Genomic DNA, 17,923 nt, shown 5'->3' on the forward strand with positions numbered 1-17,923 from the left:
GCCAGCCCACCACAGGGCGGGACTATGACAACGCGCGTTGGGGATTCGCGATGAACATAAACGGCTGTTGTGGGGCCGACAGCAGACCATCGGCTTCTCTGTCCAAATTCTCAGAATCGGCGACAATGCGACAATATAGTGGGCGCTCGGCTGGACAAAAAGCGGGACGGAGTAAAGCGTAGATCTGCAATACTGAACATGCCGAGGAATAGTTGGGGCTTCACCAGATTGCCGACCGGTCGATCTCGTCGATGCGCGCCCGGCCGGTTAGCGCCATTGCCGCCTCGAAGTCTCTGCGGAGCAGGTGGACACAATAGGCTACGCCGTCGGCACCATCCGTTGCAAGTGCGTAGACATAGGGGCGACCAATCATGACGGCGCTTGCCCCTAGGGCAATCGCCTTCAAAACGTCTGTGCCACGCCTCACGCCGCCGTCGAGGATGATGGGAATCCGCCCGGCTACCCGCTCCGAGATGGCGGGCAGGGCGTCGATGGTCGCTGGCAGGGTGTCGAGGTTGCGCGAACCGTGGTTCGAGACGACGATGGCATCGGCACCGGTTCTGATTGCCTGCTCGGCATCGTCAGGATCGAGAATGCCCTTCAGGATAAGCGGTAGGGTTGTCAGCGAACGCAGCCAGGCAATATCCGCCCAGGTCGGCATCGCCCGCCGCTGCGCAGTGCCAACTTTGAGCACGCCGGTGTTACGGTCCTTGAAGTATGGCGTTGCGAGGCTGTCGGGAATTTTGAATCCTGCCCGGAACTGCCTGTGGCGATCGCCTGGCGTTGGCAAGTCGACAGTCACGCTGATTGCCTTCGCGCCCAGTGCCGCCATGCGCGATACGAGTTCGCCATTGAAACCGCGATCGCTTTGCCAATAGAGCAGGAACCAGACTGGAGACTGGCTCACCGCCACGCAATCCTCGATCGCCGCCGTCGCCGTGGTACCCAGAGTGAACACCGCTTCCGCCACTCCGGCGCCGCGCGCCGCTGCCACCTCGCCTTCCGGATGCACCAGCCGCTGATATGCTATTGGGGCCAGGATGATCGGATGCGGCAGACTTTGTCCGAAGAGCGTGATCCCGGTATCAAGTCTTGTCACATCGCGTAGCACGCGCGGCCTTAATCTGATGCGGTCGAATGCGGCTTCATTGTCACGCTTGGTGATTTCGTCGCCAGCACCCCCAGCAATGAACTCGTAAACTGCGTGCGGCAATACCTCTCGTGCCGCCGGTTCAAGATCCGCTAGGCAGAGAAACCGGGTCTCGATGTCGAGCGGCATGGCCCACTCCGGTCAACGTGTCAAAAAAGTCGGCTAAGTCCAAAGACAACATTCGCGCATTTGGCCGCTGGCCGCAAGACGGCGGCACAGCGCTCAGGGCAACGAACGTCGATGACCGGGCGGCGGAAACGCGGCCAGAGGCAGACCAGGAGCTTTGAGGCTTGGATCTTCAAAAATGACTTTCAGGGCTTGTCGCTCGCATCGACTTGATCGGCCCCGAAATTGCCGACCAACCGAGCCTGCCTGCTCCCGGTTGTGGGAGAAGGGGTCATGGCGGGGTTCGGCCCTGTGGGTCGGAAGGTCAGTCCGTGGATAGGGCAGTATGTCACCGGTCTCGGTGCCGCGCACGATGGGCCCAGAGCCTTGCTGAATCCCGAGTGGGCCCTCGACATTCTCAAGTCAATGTCGTCGACCAACTCAAGCATTCTTCGCAGGGTCCCCGCTACGCTGCAACGGGCGCAATCGCTGGAGGAAAGCGCGTCCGACACGCGCGATCGTTACGCATGCGCGGCCCATGACGGCTGAGAGATCAAGCCGGCGAACCACTGATCCGCGGTGGGCCTTTTGCCTTTCGAGATAGTTGGCAAGCGCAATGTCGTGACACAGTGGTGCAACCGCGCCGCGCCACGCCGGATTGTGCCAAGACTCTTCATGCAAGGGATCGTCATGCCAGATGGGCCAGTCGATCGAGCTTGGGCGTTGCACGGCGTCCTCCTGAGACACGCGGAGTGAGAAACAAGGGGCTCAGTGCGGCAATCTCCTCGACAGCCGTGAGAAACGCGCAGCAACCAGCGTGATGGAATCGTGAAAAGCGCGATTCTGGCAGAATCACGGTTGAAATAGGGACGGCGACACGAAAGGATCGCCAGTGCGTGGTGGCTGTTGTGGCGGATCCGATGACCGGGCCTCATCTCTATCTACTGGGTGGTTTCGACTTTGCCGGCGTTGGGGCTGCGGTCCCCGCCTTCAGCCGCAAGGCGCGGGCGATGATGGCTTACCTCGCGCTGCAATCGGGACATGCGCAGTCGCGCGAAAAGCTCGCCGCCCTTTTGTGGGGTGGCAACAGCGAGACCCAGGCGCGGATGAACCTGCGACAAGCGGTTTCGGTTGTCAGCAAGGCTATGCAAGCTTCTGGCAGCGCTCGCTTCCTCAGGGATAGCGACAATGTCGCCCTTCATCTCGATGGCCTTGATTTCGATGTCGCGCGGTTCGAGGCGCTGGCAGCCAGCTCGGAGCCTGATAACCTCGAACAGGCGCTTGTCGTCTATCGCGGCGACCTGCTTGACGGTTTCGGCCTGAAGCAGGAGCCTTTCGAGGACTGGCTGCGGATCGAGCGCGAGCGTCTGAGGGCAACGGCTGTCGCGGCGCTGGACAGGCTGGTCGCGCATTATAGTGCAACCAAGGATCCGGCCTCCTGCGTCCGCGCTGCTACGCGCCTGCTCGCCATGGAGCCGCTGCGGGAGGACATCCACCGCGCCCTGATGCACGTCTATGCGGCGCAGGGCCGGATCAATCTGGCGCTCAAGCAATATGACAATTGCCGCGATGCGCTGCAGCGGGAGCTGAGGCTGCAGCCCGAGCCGGAGACAAGACATTTGCACGATACGCTACGGGCCCGCCGCACGACATCGCCGCGTCCGGCCTCGGCCTCCGAGCCGCCGCGCGCCGAGGCGGGCGGCGAACCCCTGCGCCCCTCCACCCACTATGTCAAATCCTCCGGGGTCAGCATCGCCTATCAGGTGACCGGCGACGGGCCGATCGACCTGATCTATGTGCCTGGATGGGTCTCCAATCTCGACCTTGCCTGGGCCTCGCCACGGCTTTCGCATGTGTTCCAGCGGCTCGGCAGCTTCTGCCGCTTGATCCGCATGGACAAGCACGGCACAGGGCTATCCGACCGCAATGTCGGTTTGCCGACCATGGAAGAGCGGATGGAGGACATGCGAGCCGTGCTGGATGCGGTCGGCTCGAAGCGCACGGTTGTGTTCGGCGGTTCCGAGGGCGGCCCCATGTGCATGCTATTCGCGGCGACCTACCCCGAGCGCACGGCGGCACTTGTGCTCAACGGAACCTATGCCAGGGGCAGATGGTCGAAGGATTACCCTTGGGCAAGGACGGCCGAGCAGGTGGAAGAAGACCTGGCCACCATTGAGAGACAGTGGGGAGAGCCGGCGGACATGGGCAATGCGGCCCCCAGCCTGATGAACGACACGTCCGAAAGAGAATGGTTCGCCGCTTACCTCAGGAATTCAGCCTCGCCCGCAGACGCGATCTCGCTCTGGCGCTGGGGAACCGAAATCGATGTTCGCGACATCCTGCCTGTCATTCATGTTCCGACACTGATCGTTCAGACGTCGGGCGACCGCTGGGTCAAACGGGAAGAAGGACGCTACCTGGCAACGCATATCGAAGGCGCCAGATATGTCGAGCTCACCGGCCGGGATCACGTGATCTGGGGCGAGAATTCCGATCGCCTCGTCGACGAGATCGAGGTTTTCGTCACCAACGCTCTCCAGGCGACACCGGGCGAACGGCTCCTGGTGTCGGTGCTGTCGCTGGAGATAAGCGACCCGCATTCTGACTCCGGCGCAGATCTGATTGAGCGACACGCAGACGAGATCAGAAGCCAATTACTTCTCGCCGAAGGCAGGCAGATCAGGCGCTCGCCAAGCCGAATGCTCGCGGTGTTCCAACGACCGACGCGGTCGATCCAGTGCGCTATCGCGATCCGCCATCGCCTGAGACAATCCGGTCTGGATGTCCGCTCCGCGGTCCACACCGGCGAATGCGAGGAGCGCGGCGATGACTTCACCGGCATCGCGATCGAGCTGTCATCGCGATTGCTCGACCATGCCCGGCCGGGCGAGATCATCGCGTCGCGGACGGTGCGCGATCTCGTGGTTGGCTCCGGCCTGACATTCGAAGATTATGGCGAGATGGAAGCGAGCGGGATGCCCGGCGTGCTCGCGTTCTTTTCCGTCAGTGGGGCGCCGTCCGGCGCTGGCGGGTGACCAGCCACGGATAGCCATTTCGGCCACGCGTTTGCACTTTGTGGTGGCTCAAAGCACGATGGGCACGGTGAGGAGTCTTGGCGCGGCCGCGACCTCCGCAGTCCTCCTTGCAATGTCTGCTATCAGGACTTGGCGAAGACAATTTATACGTCCGAAATGCGGCGCATTCCTGACGTAGGTAGCCAACGTGCGTCTCGTATCGCATCTTGCATCCACCGGTGGCAGCACGGCGGCCGAACCTGACTGTCCTACACAAAGCTGTCACCAACTGAGCTTATCCGATCCTCGGGAATGAACCATCCACATGACACGCCTTGAAACCGCCCGGCCGGAGGGCGATCGGGACATGTGGAATGCTGTTTTCGGAGACGACCATGCTTGAACGGGCGGACAGGGCCGCATCCCACCGGGATCAGCCGAAGAAACACGATCTGTGGTTGAGCGAATTCCAGATTGTGATGCGCGACCGTGTCATTGCCAATGGCGCGGTCAGGATCGAAGACGGCCGGATCGCCGAGATCCGCGACCAGCCTGTCGAGAATGCCGACTTCGTCGGCGGCGGCCGCCTGCTGCTGCCTGGTTTCATCGACATGCACGGCGACATGGTGGAACGGGAAGTGGAGCCGCGCAGCGGGGTCCACGTGCCGATGGAAATCGGCATCGCCGAGCTCGACAAGCGGCTGGCCTCCTGCGGCGTGACCACCGCCTATGCCGCGCTCTCCTTCATCGGCAACAGCGCCACAGCCGCCTTGCTGCGCTCGGAAGAACACACATCGTCCATCATCGAGACCATCGCCGGGCTGAAAGACCACCTTCTGGTCGATCACCGCATCCATGCCCGCTTCGAGGTGACGTTCAGCGCGGCTGTCGGCGTGCTGGAAAGATTGATGGATGCCGGCAAGCTGCATTTGATTTCGCTGATGGATCACACGCCCGGCCAGGGACAATACCGCGACGTCGAACTGTATATCGCCCGTCTGGCCAAGGAGCGCGGCATGTCCATTGCCGACGTATCCGAGGTCGTCGGCAAGCGCATGGCCGATCGGAACGGGCATGGCGGTGTGCTCGGCACGCTGCAGGGCCTGTCGGCGTTTGCCCGCGCGCGCGGCATCGTGCTCGCCTCGCACGATGACGACACGCTGGAAAAGGTGGAATTCGTCCACGGCCTGGGAACCGTGCTCAGCGAATTTCCGGTGACGCTGGAGGCGGCGCGGGAAGCCCGCCGGCTGGGCATGTATACGGCCATGGGCGCGCCCAATGCGCTGCGCGGAGAATCCTATTCCGGCAATCTTTCCGCTCGCCAGGCCTATGAGGCCGGGTTGCTCGACATGCTGGCCAGCGACTATCACCCGGCCTCGATCCTGCCGGCCGTCCTCGGCCTGGCGAAACTGAGCGACGGTGGCCTGGCGAAGGCGGCGGCGCTGACGAGCGCCAACCCGGCCGCCGCACTCGGGCTCACCGATCGCGGCGCCATCGAAGCTGGACTCCTGGCCGATCTCGTCGTGGCTGACCGCCAGCCGGTGCCACGTGTGCGAGCCACCTTCCGCGCCGGCCGCATGATCTACGGCGACGGTACGCTTGGACCGGCGCGGAACAGGGCGATCAAGGGAGGCCGCGACCGGCCGCTGCCAGCCGACCGAGGGCAATCCCAGGACTAGACACCTAGGCAACTAGGGCTTAGCGGTTCTCTGGGAAAGCGTGGCGCTTTCCCAGTAGTTGCTAAAGATCGAGCGCCACCATCATCCCGCGCACCTCCGCCATTTCCAGCAGCAGATCCTGCAGGTTTTCGGTGGTCAGCGGCGCACCTGATATCGCCGGCAGTTCGGCGATACTCTCCCTCATCGAAATCACGGGGACCCCGGTTTTTTCCGAAAGCAGCCGCGCGATGGCTACGCGGACAAGCGCAATCTGGTCAGGCATGATTCCCCTTTCATGCTACGATAACGGCACCATTTTCTTCATGCTCTATGCCTTGCCGCAACTTATGCGAGCATTCATTCACGCTTGCAAGTCATCTCGTTGATGTTCGTACGATCGACAGCCGCCCAACGGGGAGAGCGACGGCATCCCGCTGTCGTCGTCTTCCATGGCGCGGAGCAGGGCAAGCGGCACTTCGTGCCGGCAGAGCCCGATCAAAATCCTGCCTTGCACCGTCACCGGCAATTCGGTGTATCTGTCGAAAATGGAATACGTGCCTGTCGGCTCATTCAAAATCTCGAAACGGTCCAATGCAAACCTCAACCTTCCCCGGAACGCAGCAACGCACGCGTCCATCGGAGGTTGCCTAAAAAATCGATTTTTTCGGGGAGGCGCGAAAGAGTTCCAATTGGCCCTTGCCGAAGCCGGCGGCCTCGCTCATCCATGGCGTACAGACACTGGGGCCAATGATGACCGAGACCAGCCTTCACCTCGTCGAAGCGTCGATCGACCAATTGCGCCAAGCGCTCGACAACGGCGCCATCACCAGCGTCGAACTGGTCGCGGCCTATGTCAGGCGGATCGCGTATTTCGACCGGCACGGCATCGCGCTGAACGCCGTGCCGGTGCTCAACCCTGAAATGTTCGAGGATGCCGCCGCTTCCGACGAGCGGCGCCGGCAAGGAAAGACGCTTGGCCCGCTCGACGGCATCCCCTACACCGCCAAGGACAGCTACAAGGTCAAAGGCCTGACGGTGGCTGCCGGCTCGCCCGCCTTCGAGCATCTCGTCGCCAACGAGGACGCCTTCACCATCGCCCGGCTGCGCGCCGGCGGCGCGGTGCTGATCGGCCTCACCAACATGCCGCCCATGGCCAATGGCGGCATGCAGCGCGGCGTCTATGGCCGCGCTGAAAGCCCCTACAATGGCGACTATCTGACCGCCGCCTTCGCGTCGGGCTCCTCCAACGGCTCGGGCACCGCGACGGCGGCCAGCTTCTGCGCCTTCGGGCTCGGCGAAGAGACGTGGTCGTCCGGCCGTGCGCCGGCCACCAACAACGCGCTGGTCGCCTACACGCCCTCGCGCGGCGTCATTTCGGTGCGCGGCAACTGGCCCTTGGTGCCGACCATGGATGTCGTGGTGCCGCACACGCGCAGCGTGCCCGACATGCTGGAGCTGCTCGACATCATCGTCGCCGACGATCCGGAAACGCGAGGCGATTTCTGGCGCGCCCAGCCTTGGGTGGCGCTGCCGAAAAGCTCCGCGATGCGGCCACGACGTTATACCGACCTGACGCTTGCGGGTTCGCTGAAGGGCAAGCGGCTCGGCGTACCCAGAATGTATATCGGCCGCGACACGGAAATAGATCGCCCGATCGAAACCCGCGCCTCGGTACTTGATCTCTGGGAACAGGCGGCCGCGGATCTGCGGCGGCTCGGCGCCGAAGTCGTCGAGGTCGACTTTCCCGTCGTCTCCAACTATGAGCGCGACCGCCCAGGCGCGCGGACCATGGTCGAGCGTGGGCTGGTGCCCGGGGACTTCGCCGACCGCGAAATCTGGGATCTCTGCATCTGGGGCTGGGACGATTTCCTGCGGGCCAACGCCGACCCTGCTCTGCCCGATCTCGCCTCGGTCGACGGCCCAAAAATCTTCCCGCAGCCACCGGGCACGCTGCCCGACCGCTATGAAGGCGGCTTCGATCTGGCGCAGTATGTCGAGCGGGCAAAGCTCGGCGTCGCGCCCTTGACCCACATTCCCACGATCGCGGATGGCATCAAGGGACTCGAAGCAACAAGACGCATCGACTTCGAGGACTGGCTGGACGCACAAGGCCTCGATGCCGTGGTCCTGCCGGCCGCCGCCGATGTCGGCCCGGCCGACGCCGACGTCAACGAGGCGTCAGCCGATCTGGCCTGGCGCAACGGCACCTGGGTCGCCAACGGCAATCTGGTCTGGCGCCATTTCGGCATCCCGACCGTCACCGTGCCGATGGGCACAATGGCCGACATCGGCATGCCGGTCGGCCTGACCTTCGCAGGCAAGGCCTATGACGATGAAAGGCTGCTTTGCATGGCCGGCGATTTCGAGCGTTCCACGCAGCGCCGCACCCAGCCGCCGCGCACGCCTGAATTGCCTGATGATGTCTTTTCGCGCCAGCGTACTCAAGCCGGCAATGGCAAGGCGCCGATTGTGGAAATCGCGCTAACAGCTGAAACGCGCGCGTCCGGTGATCACGACGAGATCACGGTCACAATCTACCTGGCTGTCGAGGCAAGCGAAGCGGAGCACGCCAGCCTCAAGGTGCATGTCAACGGCCAGGCGATTGACATGCACCAAGCCGGCACGCGGCTCAGCGGGCGGGCGCTCGTCCCTGCCGTCGAGCATCGGCGCTTTCACAGCGTCTGGCGCGGCTCATACGGTTCGATCGTCACGGCGGTGGTGCGGCTACAGGATGGACGCAGCGCCGGCGCCTATGTGGTCACCGGCGGAATCGAGTGATGATGCGCCGTACGGGCCGCCTTACCATGCACAACGGGCCAAGCCACGGAACCCAGCCATGATCGAAGTCAAGCAACTCGCCCATGTCTGCATTTTCGCCAACGACCTGGAAGAAACACGGCGCTTCTACGAAAATGTCCTTGCCATGGACATACAGTTCAATTTCCTGCGCGATGGCACGGTTTTCGGCTTCTACCTCAATTGCGGTGGCCGCAGCCATGTTGAGGTCTTCCAGAAAGAGGGCGCGCGGTTCAGCGAGACGGACCAGATCAACCATTTCTGCCTGGAGGTCGAGAACATCGACGCCGCGATCGCGCACATCGCGTCCATGGGCATTGACGTCACCGCCAAGAAACGCGCCTGCGACGACACCTATCAGGCGTGGCTGCGTGACCCCAACGGCGTGAAGATCGAACTCTTCGAATACACCGGCAAAAGCGCGCAATTCACCGGCGGCGACCGCGTCGCGGACTGGTAGGCTAGTCGCGCGCGGCCCACAGCAAACCGCGCTCCGTGATTAGCGCCATTTCCGGCACCGCGAACTCGTCCGCCGTATGGCCAAGGGAACTGTAAAACACCTTGCCCGCGCCATAGCGGCGCTTCCAGACGACCGGCATGACGACGCCGTCGATCCCGGGAAAATGCGCGTCGGTAAAGGTGGTTGTCGCCAGCACCTCGTTGCCCGGGTCGACATGCATGTAATATTGCTCCGACCGGTAGGCGAAATCGCTGACGCCTGTCGTGACCGGATCGTCCGGCCGGGTGATGACGACATGGTAGTCGATGATGTTGCCGGGATGCGCGACCCACTGGCCGCCGGTCATGAACTGGTAGTCGGGCTCCGCGCGAAAACTGTCGCCCATCGTGCCGTGAAAGCCGCCGAGCCCGCTCCCTAGGCGAACCGCCTGCGTCAGGTTGTTCAGCTCTGCCTTTTCGATCGTCGACATGGTGATGACAGGCACGATGAGATCGAATGATGCAAGGTTCGGATCGGCGAACATCGCTGTCCCCTCGCCGAGCGTGACCGCGAAGCCGTTACGCTCCAGCATGTCGCGGATGATGTTGGCGCTGCGCTCTGGCGTGTGGCCTTCCCAGCCTCCCCAGGCAATCAGGGCTTTCCTGGACATGCGGCAACCTCCCTCGATCCATTAGACCGACGACCGCTCCCCGCACCGGTCAGCGCCAGCCTAGCGCCGGCGCGACATGGGTGAGGATCGCCTCGATGACATGGGCGTTGTAGTCGACGCCGAGCTGGTTGGGAACCGTGAGCAAAAGCGTGTCGGCCTCGGCGATCGCCTCGTCCTGCGCCAGCTCCTTGATCAGCACGTCCGGCTCGGCGGCGTAGCTGCGGCCGAAGATCGCCCTGGTATTTTCCTCGATAAAGCCGATCTGGTCGCGGCTCTCATTGCCGCGCCCGAAATAGGCGCGGTCGCGGTCGTCGACCAGCGCGAAGATGCTGCGGCTGACCGAGACGCGCGGTTCGCGTTCATGCCCGGCCGCCTTCCAGGCTTCGCGATAGATGCGGATCTGCTCGGCCTGCTGGACATGGAACGGCTTGCCGCTCTCGTCGAATTTCAGCGTCGAGCTCTGCAAATTCATGCCGAGCTTCGCCGCCCATTCAGAGGTGGCGTTGGTCGCCGCGCCCCACCAGATGCGCTCGCGCAAGCCCTCCGAATGCGGCTCGAGCCTGAGCAAGCCGGGCGGGTTGGGGAACATCGGCCGTGGATTGGGCTGCGCGAAGCCTTCGCCGCGCAGCGTATCGAGGAACACCTCGGCGTGATGCCGCGCCATGTCGGCGTCGCTTTTGCCTTCCTGCGGCACATAGCCGAAATAGCGCCAGCCATCGATCACCTGCTCGGGCGAGCCGCGGCTGATGCCGAGCTGCAGCCGGCCGCCGGCGATGATGTCGGCCGCACCCGCATCCTCGGCCATGTAGAGCGGATTCTCGTAGCGCATGTCGATGACGGCCGTGCCGATCTCGATGCGGCTGGTCTTGGCGCCGACGGCCGCCAGCAGCGGGAATGGCGAGGCGAGCTGGCGGGCGAAGTGATGCACGCGGAAATAGGCCCCGTCGGCGCCGAGCTGCTCGGCGGCGACGGCGAGATCGATCGATTGCAACAGCGCGTCGGATGCCGAACGCACCTGCGATTGCGAAGAGGGCGACCAGTGCCCGAATGACAGGAAACCAATTTTTTTCATGGTCCTGAAGTATATGCGGGCGGCACATGCTTCAATGGCGAAAGAACAGGGTTACACACCGTCGCCCTCCGCAATAGCTTAAACGCGCAACACCAGAGAGGATGGATGCTCAGGGGAATCCGCATCGTCGAGATCGAGGCGCTGGGACCGGCGCCCTTCGCCGGCATGCTTTTCGCCGACCTCGGCGCCGATGTCATCGTCGTCCACCGCAGGGAGCCGTCCGTGCCGGGCGCGCCCCAGCGCTCGCTGCTCGATCGCGGCAAGCGCTCCATCGCGCTCGACCTGAAGAATATGGATGACGTGGCCGTGCTGACGCGCCTCATCGCCACCGCCGACGGGCTGATCGAGGGTTTCCGGCCCGGCGTCATGGAGCGTCTCGGGCTTGGCCCGGAGGCCTGCCTCGCGGCCAATCCGCGCCTGGTCTACGGCCGCATGACCGGCTGGGGCCAGCACGGTCCGCTGGCCGCCACCGCCGGCCACGACATGAACTATATCGGCCTGTCCGGCGCGCTCTGGTACGGCTCCTTGCCGGGAGAGCCGCCCATGGCGCCACCGACGCTCGTCGGCGACGTAGGCGGCGGGGCGCTCTATCTGGTGATAGGCATGCTGGCCGCCATGATGAACGTGCGCGCCGGCGGCCAGGGCATCGTCGTCGACGCGGCGATCGTCGACGGCTCGGCCCATATGATGAACCTGCTGATGTCGCTCGCACAGTCCGGCGCGCTTGACGCAGACCGCGGCCGGAGCCTTCTCGACGGACCGCATTGGTGCCGCGTCTACCGGACATCGGATGGCGGCTTTATCAGCGTCCAGTGCGTCGAGCCTAAATTCTATGCGCTCTTCCTCGACAGGCTTGGCTTGACCGCCGATCCGCAATTCGCCAACCAGTTCGATCGCGAACTCTGGCCGCAGCTGGGCGACCGGCTGGCGGCGATCTTCGCCACGCGACCTCGCGACGCATGGGTCAAGTTGTTCGCGGGCTCGGACGCCTGTGTCGGCCCAGTCTTCAGCCCCCATGAAGCGGCCCAGCATCCGCACATGGCCGCACGCGGCACATGGCTGACGGTGGACGGCATCCTGCAGGCGGCGGCCGCGCCGCGCTTTTCCGGATGGGAACAAAAGACACCGGCCAAGAGCCCCATGCGCGGCGAACATGACGCAGAAATCCGCGCAGGCTTGCCGAGTTGAGGCGAGGTCCATGACAGTTCGGTCGATCGTAAAATTCCCCAATCCCCTCCTTCGCGCCGTGGCCGAACCCGTGGAGCTGTTCGACGACGATCTGCAGGCCTTGGCCAGCGACCTCATCGACACCATGCGCGCGGCCCCCGGAATCGGTATCACCGCCCCGCACATCGGCATTCTGAAACGCCTGGTCGTCATCCAGCTCCCTTCCGCGGCAAAACCGGCGATCTATGTAAATCCGGCCGTCGTCCAGGCCTCGACCGAAATGATCCGTCATGAGGAAGGCAGCGTTTCGATGCCCGGTGTCACCGAGGACATCGAACGGCACGCCCGCATCCGCGTTCGCTATCAGGATCTGGATGGCGGTGAGCGGTTCGAGGACGCCGAGGGCCTGCTGGCGGTTTGCCATCAGCATGAGATCGATCAGCTCGACGGGCTGTTCTGGACGCACAGGCTGACCCGCCTCAAGCGCGACCGGCTGATCAAGCGCTATGGCAAGCTGATACGAGCCTCGTAGACGCCACGGGGCGGATCGCAATGTTACGCCGGGCGCGTGGCCGCGCCGGCGGACCGTGTCACGTTCGCAACGTGATGGCCTGATCGCGGACGAAACGTCCGCCGGTCATTTTCCGCAGTGGTGATCGTTGATCTTGTTTATCGCAAAACCGTCCGGACCAGTCCGGTGGTAGGAGCAGGCTCCAGCAGCCGTTGTGAACAACTGCTGGTCGTAGTAGCGCGGGCCGCCGAAGAGGAAGTCGATGAGATCGTCATTGGCGGGAACGTAGCGCTCCTGTTCGTCCTGGTGATGACGGTGCTTGGCGCCCGCGAAAGCCAACGAGGACATGCCGAAGCCCATCGCGAGAGCAAGAGCGCAGATCGCCAACCGTTTCGTCGTCATCGCAAACACCCTTCTGTTCGGGATTCGATCATATGTCGAAAATCGCCAGATGACGAAAAGTTCCTGAACAAGGGCCTTGCTCCGGCCGATGCGCGGCAGTCGGCGACGGGCCCGGACCGCGGGCGCCCTCACCTGAACATCGCCACGCCCTCAATCCGTCTGGATCCAGACGGATTTGGTCTCCAGATACTCGTGCAGATGCTCGATGCCGCCCTCGCGGCCATGGCCGGACATCTTCATCCCGCCGAAAGGCACGGCCGGATCGATGGCATGGTACATGTTGACCCAGACCGAGCCAGCCTTGATGCGGCGGGCTAGCTTGTGCGCGGTGCCGAGGTGGGTGGTGAAGACGCCGGCTGCAAGCCCGTAGGGCGTCGCGTTGGCGCGCGCGACGGCCTCGTCCAGCGTGTCGAACGGCATCGCCGAAATAACGGGTCCGAAAATCTCCTCCCGCGCGATGGTCATGGTGTCCGACACCGCGCCGAAAACGGTCGGCGCGATGAAGTTGCCGCCATCATAGAGTTCGCCTGTCAGCCGCGCCCCGCCGACGACCAGTTGGGCGCCTTCGTCGCTGCCGGCCTTGATGTAGCCTTCCACTTTGCCGGCCTGCCTGGCATTGATGAGCGGCCCGATTTCGGTCTCCGCCTCGATGCCGTGGCCGATGCGCAGTTTTCCGGCGAACTCCGCCAGCCGGCGCACGAATTCGTCATGGATCTCGCGCGCCACGAACAGGCGCGAGCCGGCAATGCAGATCTGGCCCGAATGCACGAACACCGCCATCGCCGCGATTGGGACAGCCTTGTCGATGTCGGCGTCGCGGCAGACAATGATCGGTGACTTGCCGCCGAGCTCAAGCGAGACGCGCTTGAGGTTGGTGACAGCAGCCCGCGCGATCGCTTGACCTGTCAGCGTCGAGCCGGTGAAGACGATCTTGTTGACGTCGGGATGTTCGGCGAGCCGCGCGCCCGCTTCGGCCCCGGTACCGGTGACGATGTTGACGACGCCGTCGGGCACGCCGGCTTCCTGCATCAGCCGGCCGATCAGCAGCGGCGTCAGCGATGCCTCCTCGGACGGTTTCAGCACGATGGCACAGCCCGTGGCGAGCGCCGGCGCGATCTTCCAGATCGAGGCCGCGGTCGGCGCGTTCCAGGGAATGATCGCGCCAACGACGCCAACCGGCTCGCGCCTTGTGAAGGTGACGATCTCGCTGGGGATCGAATTGTCGATCGCCTCGCCATGCAGCGCCGTCGCCATGCCGCCATAGAAGCGCAGCATGCCGATGACGCGGCGCCGGTTGGCCAGCGTGCGCGTGATCGGCAGTCCCATGTCGAGCGTGTCGGAAACGCTGAGCTCTTCCCAATGTGTCTCGAACAGGTCGGCGATCCTGAGCAGCACGCATTGCCGCTCATAGGGCGAGAATTTCGACCAGGGTCCTTCGAAAGCCGCGCGCGCCGCCGCGACCGCTGCATCGACATCGGCGGCTCCGCCACGCGGCACCGTCGCCAGCACCTCGCCGGTCGCCGGATTCAGCGCCTGCATCACCTCGCCGGACTGCGCTGCGACCCACTTGCCGTCGATGAACATCGGCCGGAATTCGCCATGGTAGAGCGACGTGGCCTTCGCCCTCGGGTCGAAATTCACCGTCATCCCTTCCTCCTCGCGAATTTCCGGGCAACTATTACTCCCGGCGGGGGCGACCTCAACAAGGAAAGCTGAAGGGCGTTCGGATAATCGGACCGCCAGCGTCCGCGCCCGTGTTCACCAGAAAGGCGCAACAACAGGTCCTTGCGGGTTTAAAGATGCCTAGCCCCCGCCGCCCGGCGTGCGTTCCGACAGGAATCGCGTTAAAGCGCCTGGCGTCCCGTTGCGGATCTCGACGTCGTTCCGGCGCGCGATCGCGGCGCGCACAAGCTTGGCGCCGAGATAGCGGAACGGTTCCGGCGGCATCGTCTTGCGCCGATCGAGCCCCACCAGCCCACTGCCGCTCCAGCGATCCTTCCGTTCCAGAACAAGGCTGGCGAGGACGCGGCCGCCGATTGGGGTCTGGGCAATGCCGGTCCCGTTGTAGCCCATGCCAAAGAAAATGTTGGGATGACCCTTCAAGTGATCGAAGACGGGAACATGCTCCGGCACGCAGTCGATCGGGCCCGCCCAATCATAGTCGATCGGCACTCCTCGCAGTTCGGGGTAGACGCGGGCCAGTTCGCGGATATTGTCCCGTCCGTGTTCGGGGCTGCGGTTGAAGCTTTGGCCGAAATTGCCCGCATAGGCGATGTTGCCGCTGCCGCGGCCGAAGACCACCCGGCCTTTCGGGGTGCGCTGATAATAGAGGACCTGGCGCTGCGCGTCGCAGATGGAGGCTCCGTCTCGCCAGCCGATCCGGTCGAGCAAGTCAGGGATTTCCGCGGTCGCGACCACCTGGCTCGCGACCACGTAAAGATGCCGTCGCAGTTCGGGCAACGCCGACAGCCAGGCATTGGCCGCCAGCACGACCTTCTCGGCCCGCACCGCGCCTTGCGCGGTCCGGACCACACAGGTCCTGCCGGGCACGATTTCGGTGACGGGACTGCGCTCATGGACGACGACGCCGCGAGCGATCGCCAGGTCGCGCAGGCCGGTGGCCAGCTTGGCTGGATGCACGGTTCCGGCATTCGCCTCGACGACGCCGGCATAGGAGGCGGAAGACCCGGTCCGCTGCTTGATCTCCTCGCCGGTCAGCTGCCGGAAGCGGTTGGCCCCGGCTGCCTCGGTCATCGCGACAGCGCGGTTCCAGGCTCCCTCCTGGGCCGTGGAGCTGGCCGTCCACAGCCAGCCGTCAAGCCGGAGATCCATATCGATCGTGCCGTCGCGCTGAAGTTTCTCCAGCTCTGCGATGGCATCGACGCTATCGGCGCAAAGCGCCCGCCCCTCCTCCTCGCCGACGACGGCGCTGATCTGATCGAGCTCGGCGAACCAGGAATGCACCTGTCCTCCATTGCGCCCCGAAGCGCCGGAGCCGCACTGATCGGCCTCGATCACCATGACGCGGGTTTCGGGAGCCAGATCGCGGATCCGCAACGCCGTCCACAGCCCGGTATAGCCGCCGCCGACGATCACCACGTCGGCCTGCTCGCCGCCGACCAAGGGTTGGGTGGCCGGGGCAGCGGCAATGTCCTGCAGCCAGAACGACCGATCGGCTGTCGCCGCGACCGCCGGCTGTCTCATCCGTAAAGTGGCCATGTCAGACCCTCGTCTCGCGATTGATCAGGTCGGCATATTTCAGCGGCAGCCAGTCGGGGATGGGGCGCGGTTCCTGCGGGAAGCCGCCGAGATGCGTGCAGGTCCTGCTGGCGTCGAGAGAGGCTTTTTGCATGGCATCGTCGGCATCGAGACCCGCGAAGCAGAACGCGGTGATGAAGGTGGCGATAAAGCTGTCTCCCGCACCGCACGTGTCCACGACGGCGGTCGGCGACGCCTCGACATGGCGAACGCCTTGGCTGTCGCCGAAATAGGCGCCGCGGCTGCCGCAGGTGAGCACGACCTGGCGCGCCCCGGCCGACCGCAGCGCGGTCATGAGGGGCTCGACCGGCACGCTCGGCTCGTCTGGACCGGACGCGAAGACCAGAGGCACGCCCTCCAGCGGCAAGGCCAGATGCGCGGTCGAGACGTCGAGACTGAACGGCACGCGCTCGCGAACCAGGCGGCGCACGAGATCCTCGTTGGCATTGGTGCCCAGATGCACCCAATCGGCTTTCGAAATGACCTGCCAGTTGCGCGGCGCGGGCATGTAATTCTCGCCGACGCCGAAGGATTCGAACAGGAAAGTACGGTCGCCCGACTGGTCGCGCAGCAAGGTTACAGCCGTGTCGCCGGAGATCATCTCGACATCGGTGCGGGACAGCCCGGCGGTCTCGATCTCGCGGAGCGTTATCTCACCTTCAGGATCATCGCCAACGGCGCCGAAATAGCGTGCGCTCCAGCCATTGCGGCGCCATTGAACGGCAACGTTGAGGGCGTTCCCGCCCACCGTCAGGAGGTCCTTGTTGAGATAGACGTCGAGGCAGTTGTCACCGACGGCGACCAGATTGGGCGATGCTCCTCCGGTCATGCTGCTGTCGGCGCCCGCGTCATGTGAGGCTCGATCGCCTTGAGATTGCGTGTCCACGCCGCGACCGGGTCCAGAGCATAGGAGCCATTTCCGAACGGCTCGAAGGTCAGTTTCCCCCGATAGCCCGACGCGGCGAGGTCGTCGAGGTACTGGCCGATCGGAAGCTTGCCGTCGCCCCAGACAAGATGCCCCGCCGGCAGCCCGTCGACGATCTGCACATGCGCGAGGCGCGGCCCGAACAGCCTGACATAGTCGGCCACGGTATCGCCGGCAGTGGCCATGCCGACGGTGTCCAGGACCACGTCCATGGTGTCGGCGCCGATCTGGTCGAGCATTTCGCGCAGGCCCGCCGCATTGGTGACGACGTTGGTTTCGACGCGTTGCAGCGGCTCGAGCAGGCAGCGCACGCCGACCGAGGACGCATGGGCGGCGATCTCCGCGAGCGACTGGGCCGACCGTGCCCACGCCTCTTGCGGCGGGTCGTGTTCATATCCACGCCCGGACGTCAGGAACAAATATCGGGCGCCCAGTTCGGCGCATATGTCCGCCGCGCGGCAGAACCGCCTGACGCTGTCGCGGCGATATGCGCCGTCGCCCGACGCGATGTTGATCGGATAGATCACCTGCTCGGGCGTGAAGCACCAGACCGTCAGTCCGTTCTGCGCAAGTATCTCGCGAACCGATCGAACATGCGCGTCTGTCGCATGAAACAGGTCGAGATGCGGCGCGATGCCCCAAAGCTCGATCTCCTTGAAGCCGAAGCCGCGAAGGATCTCGGCAACGCGCTCGAATGCGTAATGCTGGAAAGCGAAGTTGGCCCCAATCAACTGGTCGACCTTGAATTGCGACATG

General features: G+C 64.2%; 16 protein-coding genes. 6 read left to right on the forward strand and 10 right to left on the reverse strand.

Translation table 11 applies throughout. The features are described from left to right. Positions 1-220: 220 nt before the first annotated feature. Positions 221-1,279: an alpha-hydroxy acid oxidase gene (locus LB524_RS14385; protein WP_140665969.1), complete on the reverse strand. Its 1,059-nt coding sequence runs from the start codon at positions 1,277-1,279 to the stop codon at positions 221-223. Between the two features lie 896 nt (positions 1,280-2,175). On the opposite strand from LB524_RS14385, the gene LB524_RS14390 reads away from it, so the two are divergent. Together LB524_RS14390 and LB524_RS14395 are read left to right on the forward strand one after the other, a co-directional pair. Next, entirely contained in the window at positions 2,176-4,290 is a 2,115-nt protein-coding gene (locus LB524_RS14390; protein ID WP_224527400.1) for an alpha/beta fold hydrolase, read from the forward strand. 374 nt (positions 4,291-4,664) lie between these two features. Then, positions 4,665-5,948, forward strand: coding sequence for an alpha-D-ribose 1-methylphosphonate 5-triphosphate diphosphatase (locus tag LB524_RS14395; RefSeq protein WP_411909912.1), 1,284 nt, complete (start codon positions 4,665-4,667; stop codon positions 5,946-5,948). A 61-nt stretch (positions 5,949-6,009) separates the two neighbouring features. Here LB524_RS14395 and LB524_RS14400 read toward each other — a convergent pair whose 3' ends face one another. Beyond that, positions 6,010-6,210 (reverse strand): hypothetical protein, encoded by a 201-nt coding sequence (locus LB524_RS14400; protein WP_224527403.1) that lies wholly within the window; start codon positions 6,208-6,210, stop codon positions 6,010-6,012. 78 nt (positions 6,211-6,288) lie between these two features. Further along, on the reverse strand, positions 6,289-6,519 hold the full coding sequence (locus tag LB524_RS14405) for a hypothetical protein (protein WP_140727120.1): 231 nt from the start codon (positions 6,517-6,519) through the stop codon (positions 6,289-6,291). 158 nt (positions 6,520-6,677) lie between these two features. On the opposite strand from LB524_RS14405, the gene LB524_RS14410 reads away from it, so the two are divergent. Both LB524_RS14410 and LB524_RS14415 read left to right on the forward strand, forming a co-directional pair. Further along, positions 6,678-8,705 carry an amidase gene (locus LB524_RS14410; protein ID WP_224527406.1) on the forward strand — a complete coding sequence of 676 codons (2,028 nt, stop codon included), beginning with the start codon at positions 6,678-6,680 and terminating at the stop codon, positions 8,703-8,705. Between the two features lie 58 nt (positions 8,706-8,763). Next, positions 8,764-9,183, forward strand: a complete 420-nt coding sequence (locus LB524_RS14415; protein WP_224527409.1) for a VOC family protein — start codon at positions 8,764-8,766, stop codon at positions 9,181-9,183. 1 nt (position 9,184) lies between these two features. On the opposite strand, the gene LB524_RS14420 is transcribed toward LB524_RS14415, so the two are convergent. Then, complete coding sequence (locus tag LB524_RS14420) at positions 9,185-9,832, reverse strand: ThuA domain-containing protein (protein WP_140793207.1); 648 nt, start codon at positions 9,830-9,832, stop codon at positions 9,185-9,187. A gap of 49 nt (positions 9,833-9,881) precedes the next feature. Next, complete coding sequence (locus tag LB524_RS14425) at positions 9,882-10,904, reverse strand: LLM class flavin-dependent oxidoreductase (protein ID WP_140713849.1); 1,023 nt, start codon at positions 10,902-10,904, stop codon at positions 9,882-9,884. 105 nt (positions 10,905-11,009) lie between these two features. On the opposite strand from LB524_RS14425, the gene LB524_RS14430 reads away from it, so the two are divergent. Together LB524_RS14430 and LB524_RS14435 are read left to right on the forward strand one after the other, a co-directional pair. Beyond that, positions 11,010-12,092: a CaiB/BaiF CoA transferase family protein gene (locus LB524_RS14430; RefSeq protein ID WP_224527411.1), complete on the forward strand. Its 1,083-nt coding sequence runs from the start codon at positions 11,010-11,012 to the stop codon at positions 12,090-12,092. 10 nt (positions 12,093-12,102) lie between these two features. Beyond that, positions 12,103-12,603: a peptide deformylase gene (locus LB524_RS14435; protein ID WP_140727103.1), complete on the forward strand. Its 501-nt coding sequence runs from the start codon at positions 12,103-12,105 to the stop codon at positions 12,601-12,603. A 105-nt stretch (positions 12,604-12,708) separates the two neighbouring features. Here the strand turns inward: LB524_RS14435 and LB524_RS14440 are convergent, their stop codons facing one another. The 5 genes from LB524_RS14440 to LB524_RS14460 all read right to left on the reverse strand — a co-directional run bounded on the left by LB524_RS14440 (position 12,709) and on the right by LB524_RS14460 (position 17,922). Next, positions 12,709-12,984: a hypothetical protein gene (locus LB524_RS14440; protein WP_015316720.1), complete on the reverse strand. Its 276-nt coding sequence runs from the start codon at positions 12,982-12,984 to the stop codon at positions 12,709-12,711. A gap of 150 nt (positions 12,985-13,134) precedes the next feature. Further along, the gene (locus LB524_RS14445) at positions 13,135-14,631 is read right to left on the reverse strand and encodes an aldehyde dehydrogenase family protein (protein WP_224527414.1); all 1,497 of its coding nucleotides are present in this window, start codon (positions 14,629-14,631) and stop codon (positions 13,135-13,137) included. Between the two features lie 156 nt (positions 14,632-14,787). Beyond that, on the reverse strand, positions 14,788-16,203 hold the full coding sequence (locus tag LB524_RS14450) for an NAD(P)/FAD-dependent oxidoreductase (protein ID WP_140665936.1): 1,416 nt from the start codon (positions 16,201-16,203) through the stop codon (positions 14,788-14,790). A 1-nt stretch (position 16,204) separates the two neighbouring features. Further along, positions 16,205-17,071 (reverse strand): PfkB family carbohydrate kinase, encoded by an 867-nt coding sequence (locus tag LB524_RS14455; RefSeq protein WP_224527417.1) that lies wholly within the window; start codon positions 17,069-17,071, stop codon positions 16,205-16,207. Continuing rightward, a complete protein-coding gene (locus LB524_RS14460) occupies positions 17,068-17,922 on the reverse strand; it encodes a sugar phosphate isomerase/epimerase family protein (RefSeq protein ID WP_224527422.1) in 855 nt (284 codons plus the stop codon). The genes LB524_RS14455 and LB524_RS14460 overlap by 4 nt, the downstream gene beginning before the upstream one ends. Between the last annotated feature and the right edge of the window lies 1 nt (position 17,923).

Origin of the sequence: Mesorhizobium sp. ESP6-5, assembly GCF_020164695.1 — a bacterium.
Classification (GTDB): domain Bacteria; phylum Pseudomonadota; class Alphaproteobacteria; order Rhizobiales; family Rhizobiaceae; genus Mesorhizobium; species Mesorhizobium australicum.

What these genes read in the sequence shown, in the direction of transcription:
- LB524_RS14440 (WP_015316720.1), bottom strand. Translation starts at nt 12,984, where the DNA reads ATGACGACGAAACGGTTGGCGATCTGCGCTCTTGCTCTCGCGATGGGC.
- LB524_RS14415 (WP_224527409.1), top strand. Translation starts at nt 8,764, where the DNA reads ATGATCGAAGTCAAGCAACTCGCCCATGTCTGCATTTTCGCCAACGAC.
- LB524_RS14450 (WP_140665936.1), bottom strand. Translation starts at nt 16,203, where the DNA reads ATGGCCACTTTACGGATGAGACAGCCGGCGGTCGCGGCGACAGCCGAT.
- LB524_RS14390 (WP_224527400.1), top strand. Translation starts at nt 2,176, where the DNA reads ATGACCGGGCCTCATCTCTATCTACTGGGTGGTTTCGACTTTGCCGGC.
- LB524_RS14395 (WP_411909912.1), top strand. Translation starts at nt 4,665, where the DNA reads ATGCTTGAACGGGCGGACAGGGCCGCATCCCACCGGGATCAGCCGAAG.
- LB524_RS14455 (WP_224527417.1), bottom strand. Translation starts at nt 17,071, where the DNA reads ATGACCGGAGGAGCATCGCCCAATCTGGTCGCCGTCGGTGACAACTGC.
- LB524_RS14385 (WP_140665969.1), bottom strand. Translation starts at nt 1,279, where the DNA reads ATGCCGCTCGACATCGAGACCCGGTTTCTCTGCCTAGCGGATCTTGAA.
- LB524_RS14410 (WP_224527406.1), top strand. Translation starts at nt 6,678, where the DNA reads ATGACCGAGACCAGCCTTCACCTCGTCGAAGCGTCGATCGACCAATTG.
- LB524_RS14430 (WP_224527411.1), top strand. Translation starts at nt 11,010, where the DNA reads ATGCTCAGGGGAATCCGCATCGTCGAGATCGAGGCGCTGGGACCGGCG.
- LB524_RS14425 (WP_140713849.1), bottom strand. Translation starts at nt 10,904, where the DNA reads ATGAAAAAAATTGGTTTCCTGTCATTCGGGCACTGGTCGCCCTCTTCG.
- LB524_RS14435 (WP_140727103.1), top strand. Translation starts at nt 12,103, where the DNA reads ATGACAGTTCGGTCGATCGTAAAATTCCCCAATCCCCTCCTTCGCGCC.
- LB524_RS14400 (WP_224527403.1), bottom strand. Translation starts at nt 6,210, where the DNA reads ATGCCTGACCAGATTGCGCTTGTCCGCGTAGCCATCGCGCGGCTGCTT.
- LB524_RS14460 (WP_224527422.1), bottom strand. Translation starts at nt 17,922, where the DNA reads ATGTCGCAATTCAAGGTCGACCAGTTGATTGGGGCCAACTTCGCTTTC.
- LB524_RS14445 (WP_224527414.1), bottom strand. Translation starts at nt 14,631, where the DNA reads ATGACGGTGAATTTCGACCCGAGGGCGAAGGCCACGTCGCTCTACCAT.
- LB524_RS14420 (WP_140793207.1), bottom strand. Translation starts at nt 9,832, where the DNA reads ATGTCCAGGAAAGCCCTGATTGCCTGGGGAGGCTGGGAAGGCCACACG.